This window comes from Nostoc sp. CENA543 (genome assembly GCF_002896875.1).
In the GTDB taxonomy this organism is placed as follows: Bacteria; Cyanobacteriota; Cyanobacteriia; order Cyanobacteriales; family Nostocaceae; genus Trichormus.
Genome location: NZ_CP023278.1, coordinates 6,881,527 through 6,900,400, shown reverse-complemented (window position 1 = coordinate 6,900,400; position 18,874 = coordinate 6,881,527). Strand labels below are relative to the sequence as shown.

The window sequence follows — 18,874 nt, the reverse complement described above, 5'->3', positions numbered from 1 at the left end:
GATTTTAGTGAATTGGTGTAAGGGAGGAAGACTATTGAGGAATCAAAACTCAACCTCTACCCCCTATACCCCTGCACCCTTCTAAAACCAATGGCAGAAAAAGACGCATTTTACTGCACCATACCTAATTATTAAAGTTTTGATGAAGATGTATTCCTATCCTTCGGCATTCTATGAAAAGTCTATGTCTCAATAATTACCTTAATTTTTCGTTAATCTTTTGTTAATCAGGAAGTCCAAAGCTAGGGAAATTGGACATTTAGGAAAATTCAGATGATTTCCGTCAGGCATTGGATTTCTGGTTTAAGCATTTCACTAATGACAGCCTTAGTTAGTATTACGGGAGATCCAACCCCTGCTAGTGCTGTTTCTTTGGTCAATAGCCTCACAATACCTGGTGATAGCGTAGATTTGGTGTCACCCGGTGTTAACAGTGCCAACGTTAACCGCTTGGCTGGGTTTATTTCTGACCTCTACTATGACCGCCACAATAATGTTTACTATGGTCTGCCAGATCGTGGGCCTGGTGGTGGTGTCATCTCTTACAACACACGAGTCCAAAAATTTTCTCTAGATGTTGATCCCAACAGTGGAGCAATTAGTAACTTCCAGCTATTAGACACGATTTTATTCACCAAAAACGGTGAAAACTTCAATGGCTTAAATCCTCGCTTGCTTAATGGTGATGCTTCTGTTCTGGGTTTAAGTTTTGATCCAGAGGGATTTGCTGTTGCGCCTAATGGGAATTTCTACGTCTCTGATGAATACGGCCCCTCTGTTTATGAATTTAGCCCTAATGGAAATTTTATTCGGGCTTTCAATAGTCCAAGTAACATTATTGCTAAACAGAGTGATAGCACATTGAATTACGTAGATGGTCGTCCAACTATTACCACTGGCCGCCAAGATAACAGAGGTTTTGAAGGCTTAACACTTTCCCCGGATGGAAAGAAACTCTATGCTATCCTCCAAGATCCTTTAGTCAACGAAGGTTCACCTGATGGCAGACGCAGTAATAATGTGCGAATAGTAGAATTTGATACAGTAACTGGCAGCAGTACAGCACAATATATCTATCAGCTAGAAAGCCTCGCTGAAATTAATGACCGTATTCCTGGTACAGATAATGATTTCGGGGCAAATTCCCAAGGACGGAATATAGGTGTGAGCGCGATTATCGCGTTGAATGATGATGAATTTCTCATCTTAGAGCGAGATAATCGTGGAGTGGGTGTAGAAGATCCTGCGGGGTTAAATCCTGTTGCCAGTAAACGAGTGTACAAAATCAGCTTGTCAGGAGCTACGGATGTGAGCGGTATTAGCCTAGCAGGAAGCAATGATTTACCTGCTGGTGTAGTGCCTGTGAGCAAGTCTAACTCACCGTTTATTGATGTGGCGGAGCTTTTAAAAGTTGCGGGATTAGTTGTCCCAGAAAAATTTGAAGGTATAACAATCGGGCCTAAACTCAAGGATGGATCTTATGCTGTCATTTTAGGGACAGATAATGACTACAGTGTTACTCAGACTGGTAGTGGGACACAGTTTGATGTTTGTACAGATGGTACACAAATTCCCATTGACGGCACTTGTCCTCCAGGAACAAGTTTAATTCCTACTTATCTTTACGCCTTTAAAGCTAGTAGTGAAGAGTTAGCAGGGTTTGTACCACCTACGAAAGTTCCCGAACCAACGATGGGTTTGGGACTCTTGTTATTTGGCTGGAGTGCCTTTTGGCTAAAGCGGCAATCTTAAGCTTTTGAAAAATCAATAATTAAATCATGGGGTGGGCAATACCCACCCTAATTAATTTTTGTAGATTAAATTCCGCCGTCTTCTGTGCTTCTAGATTTAGCCTTGGCTTTATTCGCACTACGCTTGAGAGCGGAAAGCCTGGCTTCATAGCGAGAACGCTGGCGTTTGCTAGGAGTATTATCGATCATGGTTTTTAAAGCACTACCTAGACTCTTGTAAGCATTAGGGAGACTATAACCGAAACGAGTTGCTAGTGCGATCGCTTTCTCGTCTGCATCAATTAATTCTCGCATTTGCTTCTCGCCATTATTCTTTTGATATAGTCGCCAGCCTGAAACACCACACAGTGCCAAAGCTAACACTAACAATAATCCATCCTGTACCCACAACTCGCCGACAGCACCACCTAAACCGATGGCTAAAGCTGCCATTTCCCAACCATCTTTGGGAATTGTGTCATTTTGAATACGGGCTACTTCATGCCAGAACAGCAGATTACGCTGATCCATTGCTAGAGTATCCCATTTCACCAAGTCAATTTGAATCTCTACTTGGTCTTTACCTATTTCTTCGCTGCGGATCAGGGGTGGATTGACCTCAGTTGTGCCTTCAACCGTGACCCAACTCTGCAATTCTGGCGGTAGTAAGCCTTTTAACCGCCGGAGTTCACTCATTTCCGCTTTGGCAGAGGAGGTTGCATAGGATGTCATAAAATCCAGCCCTAGAAAATTTTAGTATATAGTGAGGGTATCACTTTGGAGTATAGCTATTTAAGTGGTGTTTCGTCTCACTCTGTAGGAAAACTTCCTCTTCGCTTTCTGGCTTCAATGGCTTTTGCCAGTAAATCCAGCAATCCTGGTGCTTCTTCCTGGATACTCAGCAAGATTCTTTCCCCAAGTTCTATATTCCCAGGATCGTTACCTGTAGCCATCACCTCATGCAAGCGCGGGATAGCTATATTGTCAACAATTTGAATTAATCCACTCAGACAACGATGAAATTGTCTTTCTGTTAGCAGTGCATCTTCTAGGGGGAATTCAATAATGGCCCGAATTTCACCATCTGAGGGATCATATTCCCACTGGAGCATTTTTGTTTCCCAAGAAATAGCCAACATCGTCTGTAAGATAGCCGCCTTGTAGGGATGATTCTCCACTCCTGGAAGAACATGAGGCGCGAATAGGCGAAAAAATTTGCCCTCTTCATCTAGTTGGACAACTATTAAAAAATCTTCTAAATTATCAGCTTCTACACCTGTGATAATCCTGTCTTCTTCCTCATCAAGACGGTAGTCCCAGCCTAGTTTGTCTAAGTAATTGGCAATTTGCTTGAGGTTAGCTCCCATAAAACCCTCTTTAAGTAACGGTGGAGCAGCTGTCACGAAGACTAGTTTAACCCCTTAGTGGCGATCGCTTAGATTGAATTAGTTGAAAAAAACATCCCTATTTTCATTACAAAGTCTAGATTCTCTGACTTTACCACCCAAAAATATTGGGATCTTACTATTAACCAAATAAATCAGATACATTAATCAAATATCTCTCCTTTAGTAGTGACATCATTACAGAGAAAAATTAAAGTTGCTTTTCCACAAAACTCTAGACACAATATCTTCATTAAAAAGGCAGAATCAATAAATTTGCCAACCATGAACAGGTTTATATTTTAATCGATTACAAATTATGAAATATTTTTCTTTTAAATTTTAGATAAAACATTATAGTAAAAAATCAAAAACTAACATATTTTCAGAACAAGATTGTTTAACCAAAAAAAATACAACAGCAATTATTTTCTATGGTTTATTAAAGCTGTAAAGATGAGGATTGATTTTCTATAAATACAAAATCAACAAATCAAGAAAATCATTAATATTTCGGCTGTGCATAAAAGTGCAACAATAGGGGCTAAAAAAGCTTTATATTACAGGAGTAAATCTGATTTCATACAAATATTGTATTTACAAACACATCTTTAGCAACAATCATCTTTGAAGTATGAGGAAATTAACTTTAATTCTAGGGACATCCTTAATATTTGCGACTACAGCCTGCGGTGGTAACACAGCACAAACCACAAATCCCAGTAACACATCAGCAGATCGCTGGGATACTGTCAAAAACCGTGGACAGGTAATTTGTGGTGTCAGTGGCGAAGTACCAGGATTTAGTTTTGTTGGCACAGACGGCAAATATAGCGGAATAGATGTAGATATTTGTCGTGCCGTAGCTGCTGCTTTGTTTGACAATCCAGATGCCGTAGAATACCGTAACCTCAATGCCAAAGAACGGTTTACAGCTTTACAAACAGGGGAAGTAGACATTCTCAGCCGGAACACAACCTGGACATTGAGCCGTGCTACCTCAGTGGGTTTAGAGTTTGCACCCGTGGTTTTTTATGATGGACAAGCCATTATGGTGCGGAAAAATAGCAACATTAAGTCTCTAGCAGACTTGAAAGATAAAGCTATTTGCGTACAAACAGGTACAACTACCGAGCAGAATTTAGCCGACCAGATGCGAAAACGCGGTATTACTTACAAACCAGTAGTTTTTGAAGATGTTAACGTCACCTTTGCTACTTATGCCGAAGGACGTTGTGAAGCCGTCACCGCCGATCGCTCTGCTTTAGTCTCTCGACGTACAACCCTCCCCAAACCTGAAGATAACGTCATTTTAGATGAAGTCATCTCCTCCGAACCTTTAGCACCAGCAGTAGCCAAAGGTAATACTAAATGGCGTGACACTCTAACTTGGGTAGTGTATGCCCTGATCAAAGCGGAAGAACTAGGGATCAACTCCCAGAATGTCGGACAATTAGCCACCAGTAACGATCCAGATGTCAAGCGTTTATTGGGAACTGAAGGCAATTTAGGCGAAGGACTAGGTTTAACTAACGACTTTGCTGCGAAAGCCATCAAACACGTTGGGAACTATGGCGAAATTTACGATCGCAACCTCGGCCCCAAAACCAAACTCAACCTCCCTCGCGGTCAAAATCAGCAGTGGACAAAAGGCGGACTGTTGTATTCACCACCATTTAGGTAAAGGGATTGGGGACTGGGAAAGCAGGGGGGCAGGGGGCAGGGAGCAGGGGGAGAAAAACTAATGACTAATGACTAATGACTAATAACTAATGACCAACACTAAACCCCCTTTTTGGCGAGATGATCGCTTTTGGCGAATTGCTGGACAACTGATTGCTGTAGTTTTAGCACTCGCTATTGTGGCGATACTGTGGATAAATCTCAATCGCAACTTACAGCAATTGGGAATTCAGTTTGGTTTCGGCTTTTTGAACCAACAAGCATCCTTTGATATTGGCGAAACACCAATTGCTTATCAACCAACCGATTCCTATAGTCGCGCCTTGTGGGTGGGACTGATTAACTCATTGCGAATAGCAGTGTTAGGAATTGTCTTTACAACGATTATCGGTGTTATGGCTGGAATTGGCAGACTGTCTGACAACTGGCTAGTCAGGAACATCATGCTGGTTTATGTCGAAGTTTTCCGCAATACACCCCTACTGTTGCAATTGTTGTTTTGGTACTTCGCTGTTTTTTTAAGTTTTCCCAAAATTGAAAATCAAATCAGTCTGTGGGGATTTTTGAGTTTCAGTCAAAATGGCATAACAACACCTTGGTTTAACCTCTCTCCAGAGTTTGCGGCTTTGCTTTTGGGATTGACATTCTATACAGGTGCATTCATTGCAGAAATTGTTCGTGGTGGGATTAGTTCAGTCCCCAAAGGACAATGGGAAGCCGCGCGATCGCTAGGATTAAAACCTAGTATTATTATGCGTTTAGTTATTCTGCCCCAAGCCTTGCGCGTCATTATTCCCCCTCTGACTAGCCAATATCTCAATCTCACCAAAAATTCCAGTTTAGCGATCGCGATCGGCTATCCTGACCTCTATTTTGTTGCTTCTACTACCTTTAATCAAACAGGTAAAGCCGTAGAAGTCATGTTAATCCTCACCCTCACCTACCTCACCCTCAGTTTAACCATCTCTCTAATCATGAACCTATTCAATCGCAGAGTTCAAATTAGAGAAAGGTAATTAAGAACCATTGACTATTGACTAATGACTATTGACTAATAACTAATGACTAAACAACTAACTTGGCTACGTAAAAACCTTTTTAGCAACTGGTACAACAGTTTATTAACTGTGATTTGCTTAGTGTTCTTGCTTTGGGTGTTGCGGGGAATCATCATTTGGGCTACTACTCAAGCACAATGGGCAGTAATTCAAGTCAACTTCCATTTATTTTTATTTGGTAGATATCCTCAAAGTCAATACTGGCGAATTTGGTTAGTGTTAGCCATCATTACAACTTTAAGCACAATCACAGTCGGGGCATTCTTGGGTAAGCAAAAGTTTACCATTGCTAAACTTATCGCCCCTTGGCTTTCCTTAATATGGTTGTTATCTTTCCCTGTGATTTTGTGGTTAATTGGTGGTGGATTTGGTTTATCGCCCGTACCCAGCAATTTGTGGAATGGTTTGTTACTAACCTTACTAATGGCCGCAGTTAGTATTGTGTTGTCCTTTCCTGTAGGGGTTTTACTAGCTTTAGGAAGAACTAGCAATTTGCCTGTAGTGCGTTGGTTTTGTATTCTTTATATTGAAATTGTGCGCGGAGTTCCCCTAATTGGGATTTTATTTCTCGCCCAAGTCATGTTACCCCTATTTTTTGCCACCGATGTACGTTTAGACAGAGTAGTGAGAGCGATCGCCGGTTTAGTATTGTTCAGTGCTGCTTATATGGCAGAAAATGTGCGTGGTGGACTACAGGCTATTTCTCGCGGACAAATAGAAGCAGCCAAAGCATTAGGATTAAACACACCTCTAACAGTAATATTTATCGTTTTACCGCAAGCGTTACGAGCAGTAATTCCCGCCATTGTCGGGCAATTTATCGGCTTATTTAAAGATACTTCCCTATTATCCCTTGTAGGCTTAGTAGAACTTACAGGCATTGCCCGTTCTATATTGGCACAGCCTCAATTTATCGGTCGTTACGCAGAAGTATATTTATTTATCGGTTTAATTTACTGGCTATTTTGTTACTCTATGTCTCTAGCTTCCCGAAGATTGGAGAAACAGTTGAGTCAATAGTCATTAGTCAATAGTCATTAGTCAATAGTCATTAGTCAATAGTCATTAGTCATTAGAGAACAGGGAATAGTTTTTCTCATCTCCTACCTTGTCTTCCTTGTCTCCCTTGTCTCCCTTGTCTTCCTTGTCTTCCTTGTCTCCCTTGTCTTCCCTACACCCCTACACCCTTATTTTTCCGGTAAACACTCATGAGCGAACAAATACCCATCATTATTGCTGAAGATGTTCATAAATGGTATGGCAAATTTCATGTCCTCCAAGGTGTGAGTTTAACAGTCTACCGTGGAGAGGTTGTAGTTTTAATGGGGCCTTCTGGTTCAGGAAAATCAACTTTTATCCGCACATTTAATGCCTTAGAAGAATACCAAAAAGGCAAAATTAACATTGATGGTATAACTCTCAGTCATGACTTGCGAAACATAGACGCAATTCGGCGAGAAGTGGGGATGGTATTTCAACAGTTTAATTTATTTCCCCATTTGACAGTGCTGCAAAATATCACTCTAGCTCCTATTTGGGTACGTCGTTGGCAGAAAGCCAAGGCCGAAGAATTGGCTATGCAACTATTAGAACGAGTAGGAATTTTAGCTCAAGCTAATAAATATCCAGGACAGCTATCTGGAGGACAACAACAACGGGTGGCGATCGCCCGTGCTTTAGCTATGCAGCCTAAAATTATGCTATTCGACGAACCTACATCTGCACTAGACCCAGAAATGGTTAGAGAAGTATTAGATGTCATGCGACAGCTTGCCTCTGAAGGTATGACAATGGTAGTAGTTACCCATGAAGTGGGATTTGCCCGTGAAGTCGCTGACCGTGTAGTTTTAATGGATGGTGGAAATTTAGTCGAATCAGCCACACCCGATCAATTTTTCACCCAACCCCAAGAAGAACGAACCCGCAAATTCCTCTCGCAAATCCTCTAAAAATCCTCATTCATATACGCTAAAGCTTCACTCCCCTGCTTACCTACCTAAGCAATGGGATATTTTTTATTTGGGAGTATCACTTTGTGCCAAAAATTTCCGAAACTTCCGTGATTTTCAATGAAGTTAGTTAAATACCATTACCGGTAATCACTGAATTTCCAACTCTATGTCTTTTTTGTCAATCTGTCTTAGGAGTGGATTCACGGAGAAACATTATCTGTAACTTTTTCGTCTGGATGGTGTTGCTATTTTCACTCCTAGCACTATATGATTCCCAGAAATCTTTGATGAGATTATCAGCCTGGATCACTATCAGAATTTTGTCCCTAATATGACTCAAGTCACTATGCAAATGCTCAAGTTCATTGTAAAAGTCTCAGCAAATATCAGAAATAAAATCAAACCATTGTCTCTATCTAAATATTTCAGGTTTTAATGATGATTATTTTTCTAGCATAAAAAAATAATCGTCATCGAAATATCTATAATTTAATAGCTAAACATTATGGTATTGACGTTTTAAAGCTGACGACAAGCCGCCAAAATCCCTGATTATCAAGGTATCACGCCATGATTAATATGTAGAGAATTAGATTTATGTCCTGAAAATTTTGGGCGTAAATTAGCTAATATGAGGGATATTTAAGTTAAATGTTGCTTTTTTGTGTTAGGATATTGCACTGGTGAATTGAATCACGATTCAAAAATCAACCTAGTTGAAATCAGGAAAATTTGATATCCCCATTATCACTGAAATTCATCCTCATGGGATATAGACTTTTTTAAGTTGATAAGCACTGTATTTCTAATTAAATAAAAACGATTACACTTGCTTAAACACTAGTTTTTACCTACACTTTACAAAGATGTACTGTTTATTAGTAGAAAGTTTAATTAATCCTCATAGAAATTATGCTTAGATTTAGATAAAGTAAGTATCAGTGATTCTTACAGGAATGAACTGATCATAGGTCATTACCTACCTAAGAAATCCACTAAGATATTTACTCAATCTTTAACTAGAAAACACTGACAAATCGGCTATCTAAAGTCAAAATTTAGATATGTTCAGTTTGAATAGATGCTTTCAAAAAAGGGCAGTATTCAATTAGGACAAAAACTTTCATGTTCCAAAATCGCCAGGGAATTCTGACTAATTTGTTATGCGGATTTTAATCTACTCTTACAATTACTATCCAGAACCGATTGGGATTGCCCCACTGATGACGGAATTAGCAGAGGGACTGGTCAAAAGAGGACACCAAGTGCGGGTAGTTACAGCCATGCCAAACTACCCAGAAAGGCAAATTTACGAAGGATATCGGGGTAAATGGTACGTTAATGAGTACAAAAATGGTGTCCAGATTCAACGTAGTTTTGTTTGGATTCGTCCACAACCCAAACTGATAGACCGAGTTTTACTGGATGCGAGTTTTGTGGCTACCAGCTTTTGGCCTGCCCTTTTTGGCTGGCGGCCTGATGTGATTTTATCCACATCACCATCATTACCAGTTTGTGTACCTGCGGCTTTGTTAGGATGGTTGCGTGCTTGTCCTGTAGTTTTGAATTTGCAGGATATTTTACCGGAAGCAGCCATTCATGTTGGTTTACTCAAAAATAAATGGTTAATTAAAGTCTTTTCTCTATTGGAGAAATTTGCTTATAAAAGTGCTACTAAAGTTAGCGTTATTGCCGATGGGTTTGTAGACAACTTACTCTCTAAGGGTGTACCAGAACAAAAAATTGATCAAATCCCCAATTGGGTAGATGTCAATTTTATTCGTCCCTTATCAAAGGAAAACAGCTCTTTTCGGGCTGCACACAACCTCAATGACAAATTTGTAGTGTTGTATTCTGGTAACATTGCCTTGACACAAGGTTTAGAGACCGTAATTAAAGCGGCGGCGATGTTACGTCATATTCCAGAAATTGCCTTTGTGATTGTTGGGGAAGCTAAAGGCTTGCAGAGACTACAACAATATTGCTTAGACTGTGGTGCTGATAACGTTTTGTTACTACCGTTTCAACCCCGTGAACATTTGCCACAAATGTTAGCAGCCGCAGATATTGGTTTAGTTGTGCAGAAGAAGAATGTAATTTCCTTCAATATGCCATCAAAAATTCAAGTTTTACTGGCTAGTGGTAGAGCCATCATTGCTTCCGTACCCCAAAGCGGCACGGCGGCTAAAGCCATTAGACAAAGTGGGGGCGGTATAGTGGTTGAGCCTGAAGACCCTGAAGCTTTAGCTAAGGCAACTTTAGACCTATATCAACATCCAGAAAAAGCGAAAACTTTAGGTTACAACAGCCGAAAATATGCTGTAGAGCAGTACGCTTTTGAGCAAGCTTTAAACCAGTATGAAAATCTATTTTATGCTGTGACTGCGGATGCTGAAAAAGTGGGATCAGAAGTAGTCTCTAAGCAAGAAGTCTAGTTCCTTTCTACGCTTAAATCCCGACTCAGTTAATCAAATAGCTAAAAACACAAATTCAGGACATTGGGTTATAAATTCTAGATTCCCCAAGTCCTGTTTTGTTATTTGTGAAACTCGTGACTAGGTACTAAAATTTCTACCCAGCACATGCTAAACACCGCCCTACCGCTAACAGCACGCTGCTCAACGCCCCGCTACCGCTAACACAACTCAGCACTCTCAACTCAGCACTCTCAAACTAGTTATGCTATATACTGTTTAATAGAGTCATAGAGTCCAGCAGTAGCGATCGCCATGCACTATTAAGTTGATGAGTCTGTTAACCGCACCAAAAAACACCTGACTCCAGAGATTATTTACCAACTATGCCGGCGATTTAATGATGTAAACGCTACAGTCATTAGCCCTGCGATTGGCTCTCATGAGTATTGCAATATATTAGGCAGTCCCATAAACATCTGTTTTTTTGTTAGTATTCAAAAAAACCAACACGCACTTATCGCTTAGTTGGAGTTTGTCAGCAATTCTCAAAAACATCACAAAAGGGATAAAGCACCTGAGGTTGAATGTCTGATTATTTCCAAGGAAATTTACCATTACAATCCGTCTCTGTCACCAAAAGCGCGCTCAGAACTTCAGAGGGTGAAAATTATGCAAGTCGCAATTTGGCTCTCATAATTGCCGAAGCTGCATCGGATCGCAAAGCTGGGGACATCATAGTTTTGAAGGTAGCAGATGTCTCTTACCTAGCAGATTATTTTGTCATGACAACTGGCTATTCTAGAGTACAAGTCAGGGCGATCGCACAATCAATTGAAGATCAAGTAGAAACTGAGTTGCAACGCCGTCCTTTACGGACAGAAGGCAAAGCGGAAGGTAGCTGGGTATTACAAGACTACGGCGACGTAATTGTACATATTATGATGCCAAAGGAAAGGGAATTTTATAATTTAGAAGCATTCTGGATTCATGCAGAACGCATTTCCCTTCCCAACTCTCAAGAAGGTGGTGGTAGTCCAATATGATGAATTCCTCACTGGTAAATTGCCCAGTACCCACAGAACAACAGCCGCTTAATGAGTATGAAGAGCTAAAAACTGCTTGGCTATTTCGTGACTGCACCTTACATTGGCCACAGTATATTCAAAAATTAGCGTGGATTTGGGCTTTATCGTGGCTAGTTGCAGGGCCAGTCGCCGCAGCTAGTTTTCCACCAAACAAACAACTAGCGCATTTCCTCCTCTGTGGTGCAGCTGGGGCCAGTATCGGGGTAGTTTTAGGATTAGTGCATTTGTATCTAGGCTGGTTATATGTACGCGATCGCCTCTACAGTACAAATGTGTTTTATGAAGAATCAGGCTGGTATGATGGCCAAACTTGGCTCAAACCAGAAGAAGTGTTAAATCGCGATCGCTTGATTGTCACCTACGAAATTAAACCCATCCTCCAACGGTTAAAATTTACCCTTGCTGCCTTGGCGGGAATGTTTGTTACTGGTACTATAGTTTGGCATTTGTTTTAAATAGTCAAAAGTCCATAGTCAAAAAGTCAATAGCTATTGACTGTGGACTGTTGACTAATGACTAATAACTAAAAAGTGATAGATGTAACCCATGACAATGGGAAAACGAACTCAAGCGGCAGCACTGGAAGTCCGGTTGTTGCGAGAAGGTATTATTGAATCGAGGCATATAGTCCAGGCGGTTGTATGCGACGAACGAGGGCGGGTGCTAACTGTTGCAGGTAATGCGGAAACCGCTACATTTGTCCGTTCAGCACTCAAGCCATTCCAAGCATTGGCTGTCACCACAACAGGCACACTGGAACGTTATGATCTAAGCGATCGCGACTTAGCAATTATCACCAGTTCTCATAAAGGACGTATAGAACAAGTCCGACAGGTGTTTAATATCCTGTGGCGCGCTGACTTAGATCCCTCAGTCCTCCAGTGTCCCATTCCCCAGGACAAGCGCAGTCCTCTGGAATACAACTGTTCTGGTAAGCATGCGGGGATGTTAGCTGTGTGTCAGCAGCGTCACTGGCCGTTGAATAATTATTTAGACCGTAAACACCCTGTACAGCAATTAATTGTCGGTAAGATCGCAGAATTACTGCGAATGCCTGCTGAAGAATTTATCAGCGCGCATGATGACTGCGGCGCACCTACATATCTGATGCAATTGGGTCAAATTGCTTCCCTATATGCGCTATTAGCCGCTAGTAATAACTTAGATATGGAGCGTATTGTCCGCGCCATGACTCATCACCCCGCAATGGTAGCTGGCGATGGGGAATTTGACACGGAATTAATGCGTCTTACTCCAGGGGAACTAGTTAGCAAATCTGGCGCGGAAGGAGTACAGTGTATTGGTAGGTTGGGTGAAGGCATGGGGTTGGCGATTAAAGTAATGGATGGTTCTAAACGCGCTAAATATGCCGTCGCCATTCACCTACTGCAACAAATGGGCTGGATTACTCCTAGTGTGGCCGAAAGCTTGGCAGAAAAGTTCATGAACCCAGGCAAATACACGCGTCTAGAGGTTGTCGGAGAATTATCGTTTTTATAGTTGTCAAACTTGAGATTTCGGGTTATACTTGAAAAGTCAAGAGCGACGCGGGATAGAGCAGCCTGGTAGCTCGTCGGGCTCATAACCCGAAGGTCAGTGGTTCAAATCCACTTCCCGCCACCAAATTAAAAATAAAACCCTGTATTCGTTAAAGATTACGGGGTTTTGTTTTATGCTTTAAGAAGTATGGGTGACAGTTCAAAAGAATGTTCTTTTACATTGCTTACATAGCTCACAGCGTAGCTATGTTTTCAATTCATCGCCCCACGAATAAAAGAACAATTCCTTCTTTTGCCTTTTACATTTTACCTTTTACCTTTTTTTGTGTTTATCGGCTATGGTAGCGAAATACACCTTGTCGAAACCGACAAACGCCAGCGTAAACCCCGTTCGGCAAAATATCGTGAGGCTGGGGAGTTAATCTTACCTTTACAATTCGGTGCAGCAGGGTTTTGATTTATTGTTGAATTGGAATATTCCACAAAGTTCGGAGAGTCATGGTTGTGAAGTTACAGCGACCAATTTTAATAGGGGGATTAGGATTATCCTTTTCCTTGTGGATGGTGCAAAGTTGGCATCATTCAATTATGCAGGTAGGTGAGCTAAGTTTAGTCAGTCTCTTAGCTTTTGGTGGTGGTTTGTGGCTGTGGAAGCGTAACTTCCCCCATGACCATGCAGAACAACCGAGTGGTATCATTACTGATCGGGAAACAGCAGTGAATGCGATCGCTAAAACTCAAGTCGTTATTAATCAGTTAGCGCAAGAAGCTGTCAACCATCCAGCTTTAGAGACACTCACAACACAGCTAGCTGCATTACCTGTAGAGTTAGACAGACAAGATTTGAGATTAGCTGTGACTGGCGGTAAATCCGTTGGTAAAAGTACCTTAATTCAGGTGCTAGAGTCTAGTAATTGGCGAGAAACACAGCAAAAAGTCAGCTTTTACGAAACAGCACCCTTGTTTCGAGAAGTAGAAACCTCTGATGCGGCTATTCTCACAGAAACAGCAAAATCAGACTTAGTTTTGTTCTTAACTAATGGTGATTTGACTGATTCGGAATTTCAAGCCTTAAAACAATTAACAGCCACGAATCAGCCACAAGTCTTAGTTTTCAACAAACAAGACCAATATTTGCCAGATGAACGTGCTAGTATTTTGCAGTCATTAAAACAACGTCAGCAAGATCATGTAGTTGCTGTTTCAGCTTCCCCTGTAGCTGTGAAAGTGCGGAAACATCAAGCTGATGGAACTCTACAAGAGTGGATGGAACAGCCAGCGTCAGATATTCAGCAATTGACGCAGCAGTTAAACGAGATTTTAGTACAGCAAAGTCAACAATTGGTGTGGACAACTACCACTAGACAGGCTCTGCTGTTAAAAGCTGAGGCGAAAAATTATTTGAATGGGGTGAGATGCGATCGCGCTACCCCAATTATTGAACAATATCAGTGGATAGCTGCGGCTGCTGCTTTTGCTAACCCAGTTCCAGCACTGGATATTTTAGCAACGGCGGCAATTAATGCTCAAATGGTAATGGATTTGGGTAATATCTATCAGCAAAAATTCTCCCTAGAACAAGCGCAAACCGTAGCAGGAACTATGGGAAGTTTGATGCTGAAATTGGGTTTAGTGGAACTTTCTACTAAAGCTATTAGCACTGTTCTTAAAAGTAACGCTGTCACCTTTGTCGCTGGTGGTTTAGTGCAAGGTGTGAGTGCAGCTTATCTGACTAGAGTTGCTGGCTTGAGTCTCATTGCATATTTTGAACAACAAGAAATTGCTTTAGATTCTGGTAATAATTTGAATTTAGATAAATTGCGTCAAACCTTACAAAATGTCTTCCAACAAAATCAGCAGTTAGCTTTTCTGCAAGGTTTTGTCAAGCAAGGTGTGAAGCGTTTAGTACCAGAAGTTGTGGGTTAATTTCGCGCATTCGCCCTTGGCGTTCCGCTTGCGGTAGGCGCAAAGACACAAAGTGAAACTTTACGCCTTTGCTTAATAACTTGAGACTCAAGGATAATGAGATATTTTATGGGTGTTGTTGAATTCAGGTTAAACATTTATTTCAACAACGCCCAATATGTAATATAAAGTTTTGTGTGTACAAGCAGATGATGCGATCGCTCTACAATAACCCCCGATAGCGAATAAAAATTAACACCACAGCCCAAGAACCCAAGGCGACTTTGATGGCGACGATGATATTTAATATGGGGAGAACACCACCACTAAACAACTCTCCTAATTGTCCGTGTGGTAACTCGTAGCCTGCTAGAGTAATGACTGAGAGGACTATAAAAATTAAGACTGAAACTTTCTCCCAGGTGGCAGCGTGCCAACGTTGGTAAATTTCCTGCATCCAGGGGTAGGATGAAGTGATTGCTACAAGTCCGATCGCAGTTCCTCCGGCTACGCCAGCCGCAAAACCACCACCAGGGCTGAGATGTCCGCGAATCGCTAGTTCAATTCCAACTATGGCGGTAATTGTTGCACCTAAACGGGCTAAAACAATTGAAGGTTGGTCTTTGAATTGATAGATGGGACAAGATGGATTTTCGTTAGATAGAAGATAATTTGAGCCTAAAATGGCGATAGTAAAAACGATTACCTCAAAGATGGTGTCGTATAAGCGGTTGCGAAAGATAATCCCCGACACGGCATTGGGAACACCACTATCTTGAACTACCATGTCTACAATTGCAGCTTGGGTTGAACTGAGTGCGGGATTTGGTAGAACTAGCATTTTGACGTACAGTGCTATTCCCGCAATGATGTAGATCCATTTCATGAATGTTGCTCCTGTAAGTCGGAAACGTTTACGTAAGATAGGCTAGTTGCTGGTGTGGGGAGTTCAGTTTTGATGATGTCGTAAAGGCGTTGGATTCTAATTGTGGTGTGATATTCTCTATCCCCAGGGACACAGGTGGCGTGAATTTCTTTGTCTATCAACGCTCTTTGCAAAGCTTGGGTATTGGTGTAGGGAACGATTTCTAGACGGAGATAGTGTTTTTTGACGACATTGCGTAAAGCCTCAATAACTTTCCCTGAATCTTCGTCTTGTGTCTCAGTTGACTCATCTTGAATTATCCCTAGACGCATCACCATTGAGGAACGTACTGCCACGGCGTAGAGGGTAATCGCCAACATTGTACCCATCAAGGCTTCGGTTAAAGCGACATCGACCGCACCTAAAACTGCGTCTACCATTGCGGCTATAGCACCTAATACACCCCGAATGATTAAAGCATGGTAGGGGTTGGCTTGAGTGACAACCATACCAGCTGCTAATGGTAGGAGGGCAATAATTATATATAGATAGCTATCAGTCATTTTGATCCTCTGGAGTAGAGCAGTAAGCTAATACGTAACCCAGCATGGTATTCCACATAGCTAGACAGATGAATCCGAGCAGGAGTAGTGGCCATTCCCTGGGGATTTTGAGCAGCAAACCCACAATCATCAGCATTGAGCCGAGGGTGTCGGAGACGGAAAGACCATGTAGTTTAAAGAGGACTGAGCGATCGCTAACTAGATGCGCTGTACCCCAAAACCAGAAAATGAGGCCGATAAAGATACAGGTATAACTCAAAAAGTTGATCATACTTCGTTCAGTCGCTTCAATACTTGTGCTAGTAACATTAACCCCGCATTACCCACACTCAAAATAATTACCGCTACCACGCCAATCATCCAATCTTCGCGGAGGACGGAAACGAACAAAATCATGATGGCGACTTTGCTGGAAATGCTGGCTAAAGCCAACATTTTTTGCCAGACATCATCAGTCTTCCAGGCTTCATAAATGGGGATGAGCAAAGCCACAAGCATAGCTATGATGGCGATTTCCAAATTCATGCTTTTTTCCTCGGTTGAATCTGGTGAACTTCGTACCAACCTTCTTCGCGGTACTTGGTGACTATGGTTTTGGGTGTAAAGGTAATGATGAAAATATCTAAAAAGACGAGATTAGGCGATCGCTTGGGTTTGACGTGTTCGAGAATGATTTCTTCGTGTTGATGGGGACGGAAAATAATTTCAAAGGCTTCCAAATAAGCCACGGGAATAGCTACGATGATCTTGACGATTACTTGTAGCCAATCCTTGATTTTATCTGGTGATGTGTAAACGCGTGGCAATAGCAGAGCAATGGCTACACCGATCAGAATATTTGTCAAACTCACATTAGCTGTGAGTAGTAGCCAAATTACCAGTCGTAATATGAAATACCCAATCATGTCATTGCCATCCAAAACAGTAGGATTAAAATCAGACTCATCATCCCAATTAAATGGTCAAATTCTTCCAACACACGGGGAAGATAAACAGCAACTCGTTTAAAAATGAAGGTGTAAGCTAACCAACCTACCCCAATAATGGCGATCGCTTTGATGATGTCGTTAGGGTTATACGCCTGAAGATAGATGACATTGGTGGCAAATAGTCCCCCAATTAACAGGGTGACGGCTGGCCAAAAACCTGGTTTAACTAGCTGTTCGCCCTGGAGTTTATGGGGAAGAAAGATGAATTTGGCAAAGGTAATGGCTGTACCGACGGCGGCGACATTCATGGCGATCGCTTGCCAAGGTAGCAGGTGTTTCATGGTCGATATCTTCGCCCCAAAACCGCACAATAAGGGCAAGCCGGAAATCGATAGACTCGCTATGACTAAGCCGATCCAAACGGTTGTATCAATTTGCTTTTGTTGAAGTTCTGCGAATTTGCGGCTGGGTAATGATCCTGCTACCAAAAAAAGTGCTGACTTTACTAGTCCATGTGCTAGGGCATAAAAGCCCCCTACTTCTGGTGCAGCAATTATCCAGCCCAACTGTGAAATCGTACTCATGGCTAGTGTCCGCTTGCTATCTCTTTCTAATACAGCGCAAGATACACCCATCAAAGCTGTCCCCACACCGAAAACTCTGACGATAAAATCCAGTTCTGGGGAAAGCGACGCGCAACGCAACAGAGGTAAGACACTGGCTTTGACAACAACTCCAGAAAGTAAAGCCGAGACAGGGGTTTCTGATTCGGAGTGGGTTAAGGGTAGCCACAAGCCAGAAACAAAAATTCCCGCTTTTCCTAATAGTCCCAAGAAAATCAGAGCGATCGCTTCTGGTGGAGAGCCTTTTAAACCAGCATAAGCAAATGAATGATGGGTTTGATAAACTAGTACCGCGCCTACTAGATAAAACAGCATCGCTGTATTGCTGAAAAACAGATAACGCAAACCCACCCAAATTGAGCGATCGCTACGGGGATAGGCGATTAATAAAAAAGCCGCAATTCCGCTTACTTCTAAGCCGACGTACAAACTCATAAAATCTGCACAGACAAAAGCCGCGTTTAAGCTGCCATGTACAATAATTGTCTGGGCGTAGAAAAAAGCGTTTTTATCGCTGTACCAACAGTAGATAATGACCGCAGCTGTTACTAAGGCGTTGGTTAAGATAAAGTAGCCGCTTAATTGATCAGCTTGTAACGTTACACCGAAATGATCGAGTAAGTTGAGTTGAATGGGCGACGGCTCGAAAAATAACTGTAAGCCGAAAGCAAAGGAAGCGATCGCACCCCACAATGTGAGATGGCGATTGAGTTTGGGAACTAAAAAAATCAAGAACCCCAAAAAAAATGGTAGTGCAATCCAGGCGATCGTTATGGTGTGAATCATGGCGTGTTGTTCTTCTCAATCTCACTGGTTTCCAAGGTGGGATTATCTCGTGACAGTTTCATCACACCGACTAACATCAATGCTTGAATCGAAAAACCAATCACAATTGCTGTCAAAATTACCGCCTGGGGAACGGGATCGGAGTAGTCTGGATTTTCCACTTTGCCCACAATCGGTGAAAATAAACCATCCCGTGATGCAATCAGCACGTAATAGGCGATCACCCCCGCACTCATCACATCCATAGAGACAATTTTCATCAACAGGTTCTTTTTCAGAATTATGCCGAAAAAGCCGCACAATATCGTTGCGAATATACAGGCTTCTAACACAGGAATTATCGCTTGGGTAAGGGTAGGCTGTAGAATCTTGGGAGGAAAGATAGTTGCTTATT

20 protein-coding genes and 1 tRNA gene are annotated in these 18,874 nt (G+C 41.8%); 12 read left to right on the top strand and 9 right to left on the bottom strand.

The window, feature by feature from the left end; translation table 11 throughout:
• Nucleotides 1-273: 273 nt before the first annotated feature.
• Nucleotides 274-1,752, top strand: coding sequence for an esterase-like activity of phytase family protein (locus tag CLI64_RS29000; RefSeq protein WP_103140436.1), 1,479 nt, complete (start codon nucleotides 274-276; stop codon nucleotides 1,750-1,752).
• A gap of 65 nt (nucleotides 1,753-1,817) precedes the next feature.
• Here CLI64_RS29000 and CLI64_RS28995 read toward each other — a convergent pair whose 3' ends face one another.
• Nucleotides 1,818-2,462 carry a DUF3318 domain-containing protein gene (locus tag CLI64_RS28995; protein WP_103140435.1) on the bottom strand — a complete coding sequence of 215 codons (645 nt, stop codon included), beginning with the start codon at nucleotides 2,460-2,462 and terminating at the stop codon, nucleotides 1,818-1,820.
• Between the two features lie 77 nt (nucleotides 2,463-2,539).
• Nucleotides 2,540-3,097, bottom strand: coding sequence for a hypothetical protein (locus CLI64_RS28990; RefSeq protein ID WP_103140925.1), 558 nt, complete (start codon nucleotides 3,095-3,097; stop codon nucleotides 2,540-2,542).
• 652 nt (nucleotides 3,098-3,749) lie between these two features.
• Here CLI64_RS28990 and CLI64_RS28985 point away from each other — a divergent pair.
• The 11 genes from CLI64_RS28985 (at nucleotide 3,750) to CLI64_RS28935 (ending at nucleotide 14,735) form a co-directional block, all read left to right on the top strand.
• Nucleotides 3,750-4,799: an amino acid ABC transporter substrate-binding protein gene (locus CLI64_RS28985; protein WP_103140434.1), complete on the top strand. Its 1,050-nt coding sequence runs from the start codon at nucleotides 3,750-3,752 to the stop codon at nucleotides 4,797-4,799.
• Between the two features lie 88 nt (nucleotides 4,800-4,887).
• Entirely contained in the window at nucleotides 4,888-5,814 is a 927-nt protein-coding gene (locus CLI64_RS28980) for an amino acid ABC transporter permease (RefSeq protein WP_103140433.1), read from the top strand.
• Nucleotides 5,815-5,859: 45 nt separating this feature from the next.
• Nucleotides 5,860-6,876, top strand: coding sequence for an amino acid ABC transporter permease (locus tag CLI64_RS28975; RefSeq protein WP_103140432.1), 1,017 nt, complete (start codon nucleotides 5,860-5,862; stop codon nucleotides 6,874-6,876).
• A 188-nt stretch (nucleotides 6,877-7,064) separates the two neighbouring features.
• Complete coding sequence (locus CLI64_RS28970) at nucleotides 7,065-7,805, top strand: amino acid ABC transporter ATP-binding protein (RefSeq protein WP_103140431.1); 741 nt, start codon at nucleotides 7,065-7,067, stop codon at nucleotides 7,803-7,805.
• 1,166 nt (nucleotides 7,806-8,971) lie between these two features.
• Complete coding sequence (locus tag CLI64_RS28965; RefSeq protein ID WP_103140430.1) at nucleotides 8,972-10,243, top strand: glycosyltransferase family 4 protein; 1,272 nt, start codon at nucleotides 8,972-8,974, stop codon at nucleotides 10,241-10,243.
• A gap of 566 nt (nucleotides 10,244-10,809) precedes the next feature.
• Entirely contained in the window at nucleotides 10,810-11,268 is a 459-nt protein-coding gene (gene rsfS, locus CLI64_RS28960; protein ID WP_103140429.1) for a ribosome silencing factor, read from the top strand.
• The gene (locus CLI64_RS28955) at nucleotides 11,265-11,765 is read left to right on the top strand and encodes a CGLD27 family protein (RefSeq protein ID WP_103140428.1); all 501 of its coding nucleotides are present in this window, start codon (nucleotides 11,265-11,267) and stop codon (nucleotides 11,763-11,765) included. Before rsfS ends, CLI64_RS28955 begins: the two co-directional genes overlap by 4 nt.
• Nucleotides 11,766-11,856: 91 nt before the next feature.
• Nucleotides 11,857-12,810 (top strand): asparaginase, encoded by a 954-nt coding sequence (locus CLI64_RS28950; RefSeq protein WP_103140427.1) that lies wholly within the window; start codon nucleotides 11,857-11,859, stop codon nucleotides 12,808-12,810.
• Nucleotides 12,811-12,856: 46 nt separating this feature from the next.
• Nucleotides 12,857-12,933, top strand: a tRNA-Met gene (locus CLI64_RS28945).
• 168 nt (nucleotides 12,934-13,101) lie between these two features.
• Entirely contained in the window at nucleotides 13,102-13,266 is a 165-nt protein-coding gene (locus CLI64_RS28940) for a group I intron-associated PD-(D/E)XK endonuclease (protein ID WP_157943334.1), read from the top strand.
• Nucleotides 13,267-13,307: 41 nt separating this feature from the next.
• Nucleotides 13,308-14,735: a YcjF family protein gene (locus CLI64_RS28935; RefSeq protein WP_103140425.1), complete on the top strand. Its 1,428-nt coding sequence runs from the start codon at nucleotides 13,308-13,310 to the stop codon at nucleotides 14,733-14,735.
• Between the two features lie 202 nt (nucleotides 14,736-14,937).
• Here the strand turns inward: CLI64_RS28935 and CLI64_RS28930 are convergent, their stop codons facing one another.
• Genes CLI64_RS28930 through CLI64_RS28900 form a run of 7 tightly spaced genes read right to left on the bottom strand, consistent with a single transcriptional unit; the run spans nucleotide 14,938 to nucleotide 18,812 of the window.
• A complete protein-coding gene (locus CLI64_RS28930) occupies nucleotides 14,938-15,600 on the bottom strand; it encodes a Na(+)/H(+) antiporter subunit B (RefSeq protein ID WP_103140424.1) in 663 nt (220 codons plus the stop codon).
• A complete protein-coding gene (locus tag CLI64_RS28925; RefSeq protein WP_103140423.1) occupies nucleotides 15,597-16,142 on the bottom strand; it encodes a DUF4040 domain-containing protein in 546 nt (181 codons plus the stop codon). The genes CLI64_RS28930 and CLI64_RS28925 overlap by 4 nt, the downstream gene beginning before the upstream one ends.
• Nucleotides 16,135-16,413 carry a monovalent cation/H(+) antiporter subunit G gene (locus CLI64_RS28920; RefSeq protein ID WP_103140422.1) on the bottom strand — a complete coding sequence of 93 codons (279 nt, stop codon included), beginning with the start codon at nucleotides 16,411-16,413 and terminating at the stop codon, nucleotides 16,135-16,137. Before CLI64_RS28920 ends, CLI64_RS28925 begins: the two co-directional genes overlap by 8 nt.
• The gene (locus tag CLI64_RS28915; protein WP_103140421.1) at nucleotides 16,410-16,667 is read right to left on the bottom strand and encodes a hypothetical protein; all 258 of its coding nucleotides are present in this window, start codon (nucleotides 16,665-16,667) and stop codon (nucleotides 16,410-16,412) included. The genes CLI64_RS28920 and CLI64_RS28915 overlap by 4 nt, the downstream gene beginning before the upstream one ends.
• Nucleotides 16,664-17,047: a Na+/H+ antiporter subunit E gene (locus CLI64_RS28910; RefSeq protein WP_103140420.1), complete on the bottom strand. Its 384-nt coding sequence runs from the start codon at nucleotides 17,045-17,047 to the stop codon at nucleotides 16,664-16,666. Before CLI64_RS28910 ends, CLI64_RS28915 begins: the two co-directional genes overlap by 4 nt.
• Complete coding sequence (locus CLI64_RS28905; RefSeq protein WP_103140924.1) at nucleotides 17,044-18,477, bottom strand: cation:proton antiporter; 1,434 nt, start codon at nucleotides 18,475-18,477, stop codon at nucleotides 17,044-17,046. The genes CLI64_RS28910 and CLI64_RS28905 overlap by 4 nt, the downstream gene beginning before the upstream one ends.
• Nucleotides 18,477-18,812 carry a cation:proton antiporter subunit C gene (locus tag CLI64_RS28900; RefSeq protein ID WP_103140419.1) on the bottom strand — a complete coding sequence of 112 codons (336 nt, stop codon included), beginning with the start codon at nucleotides 18,810-18,812 and terminating at the stop codon, nucleotides 18,477-18,479. Before CLI64_RS28900 ends, CLI64_RS28905 begins: the two co-directional genes overlap by 1 nt.
• Nucleotides 18,813-18,874 lie beyond the last annotated feature (62 nt).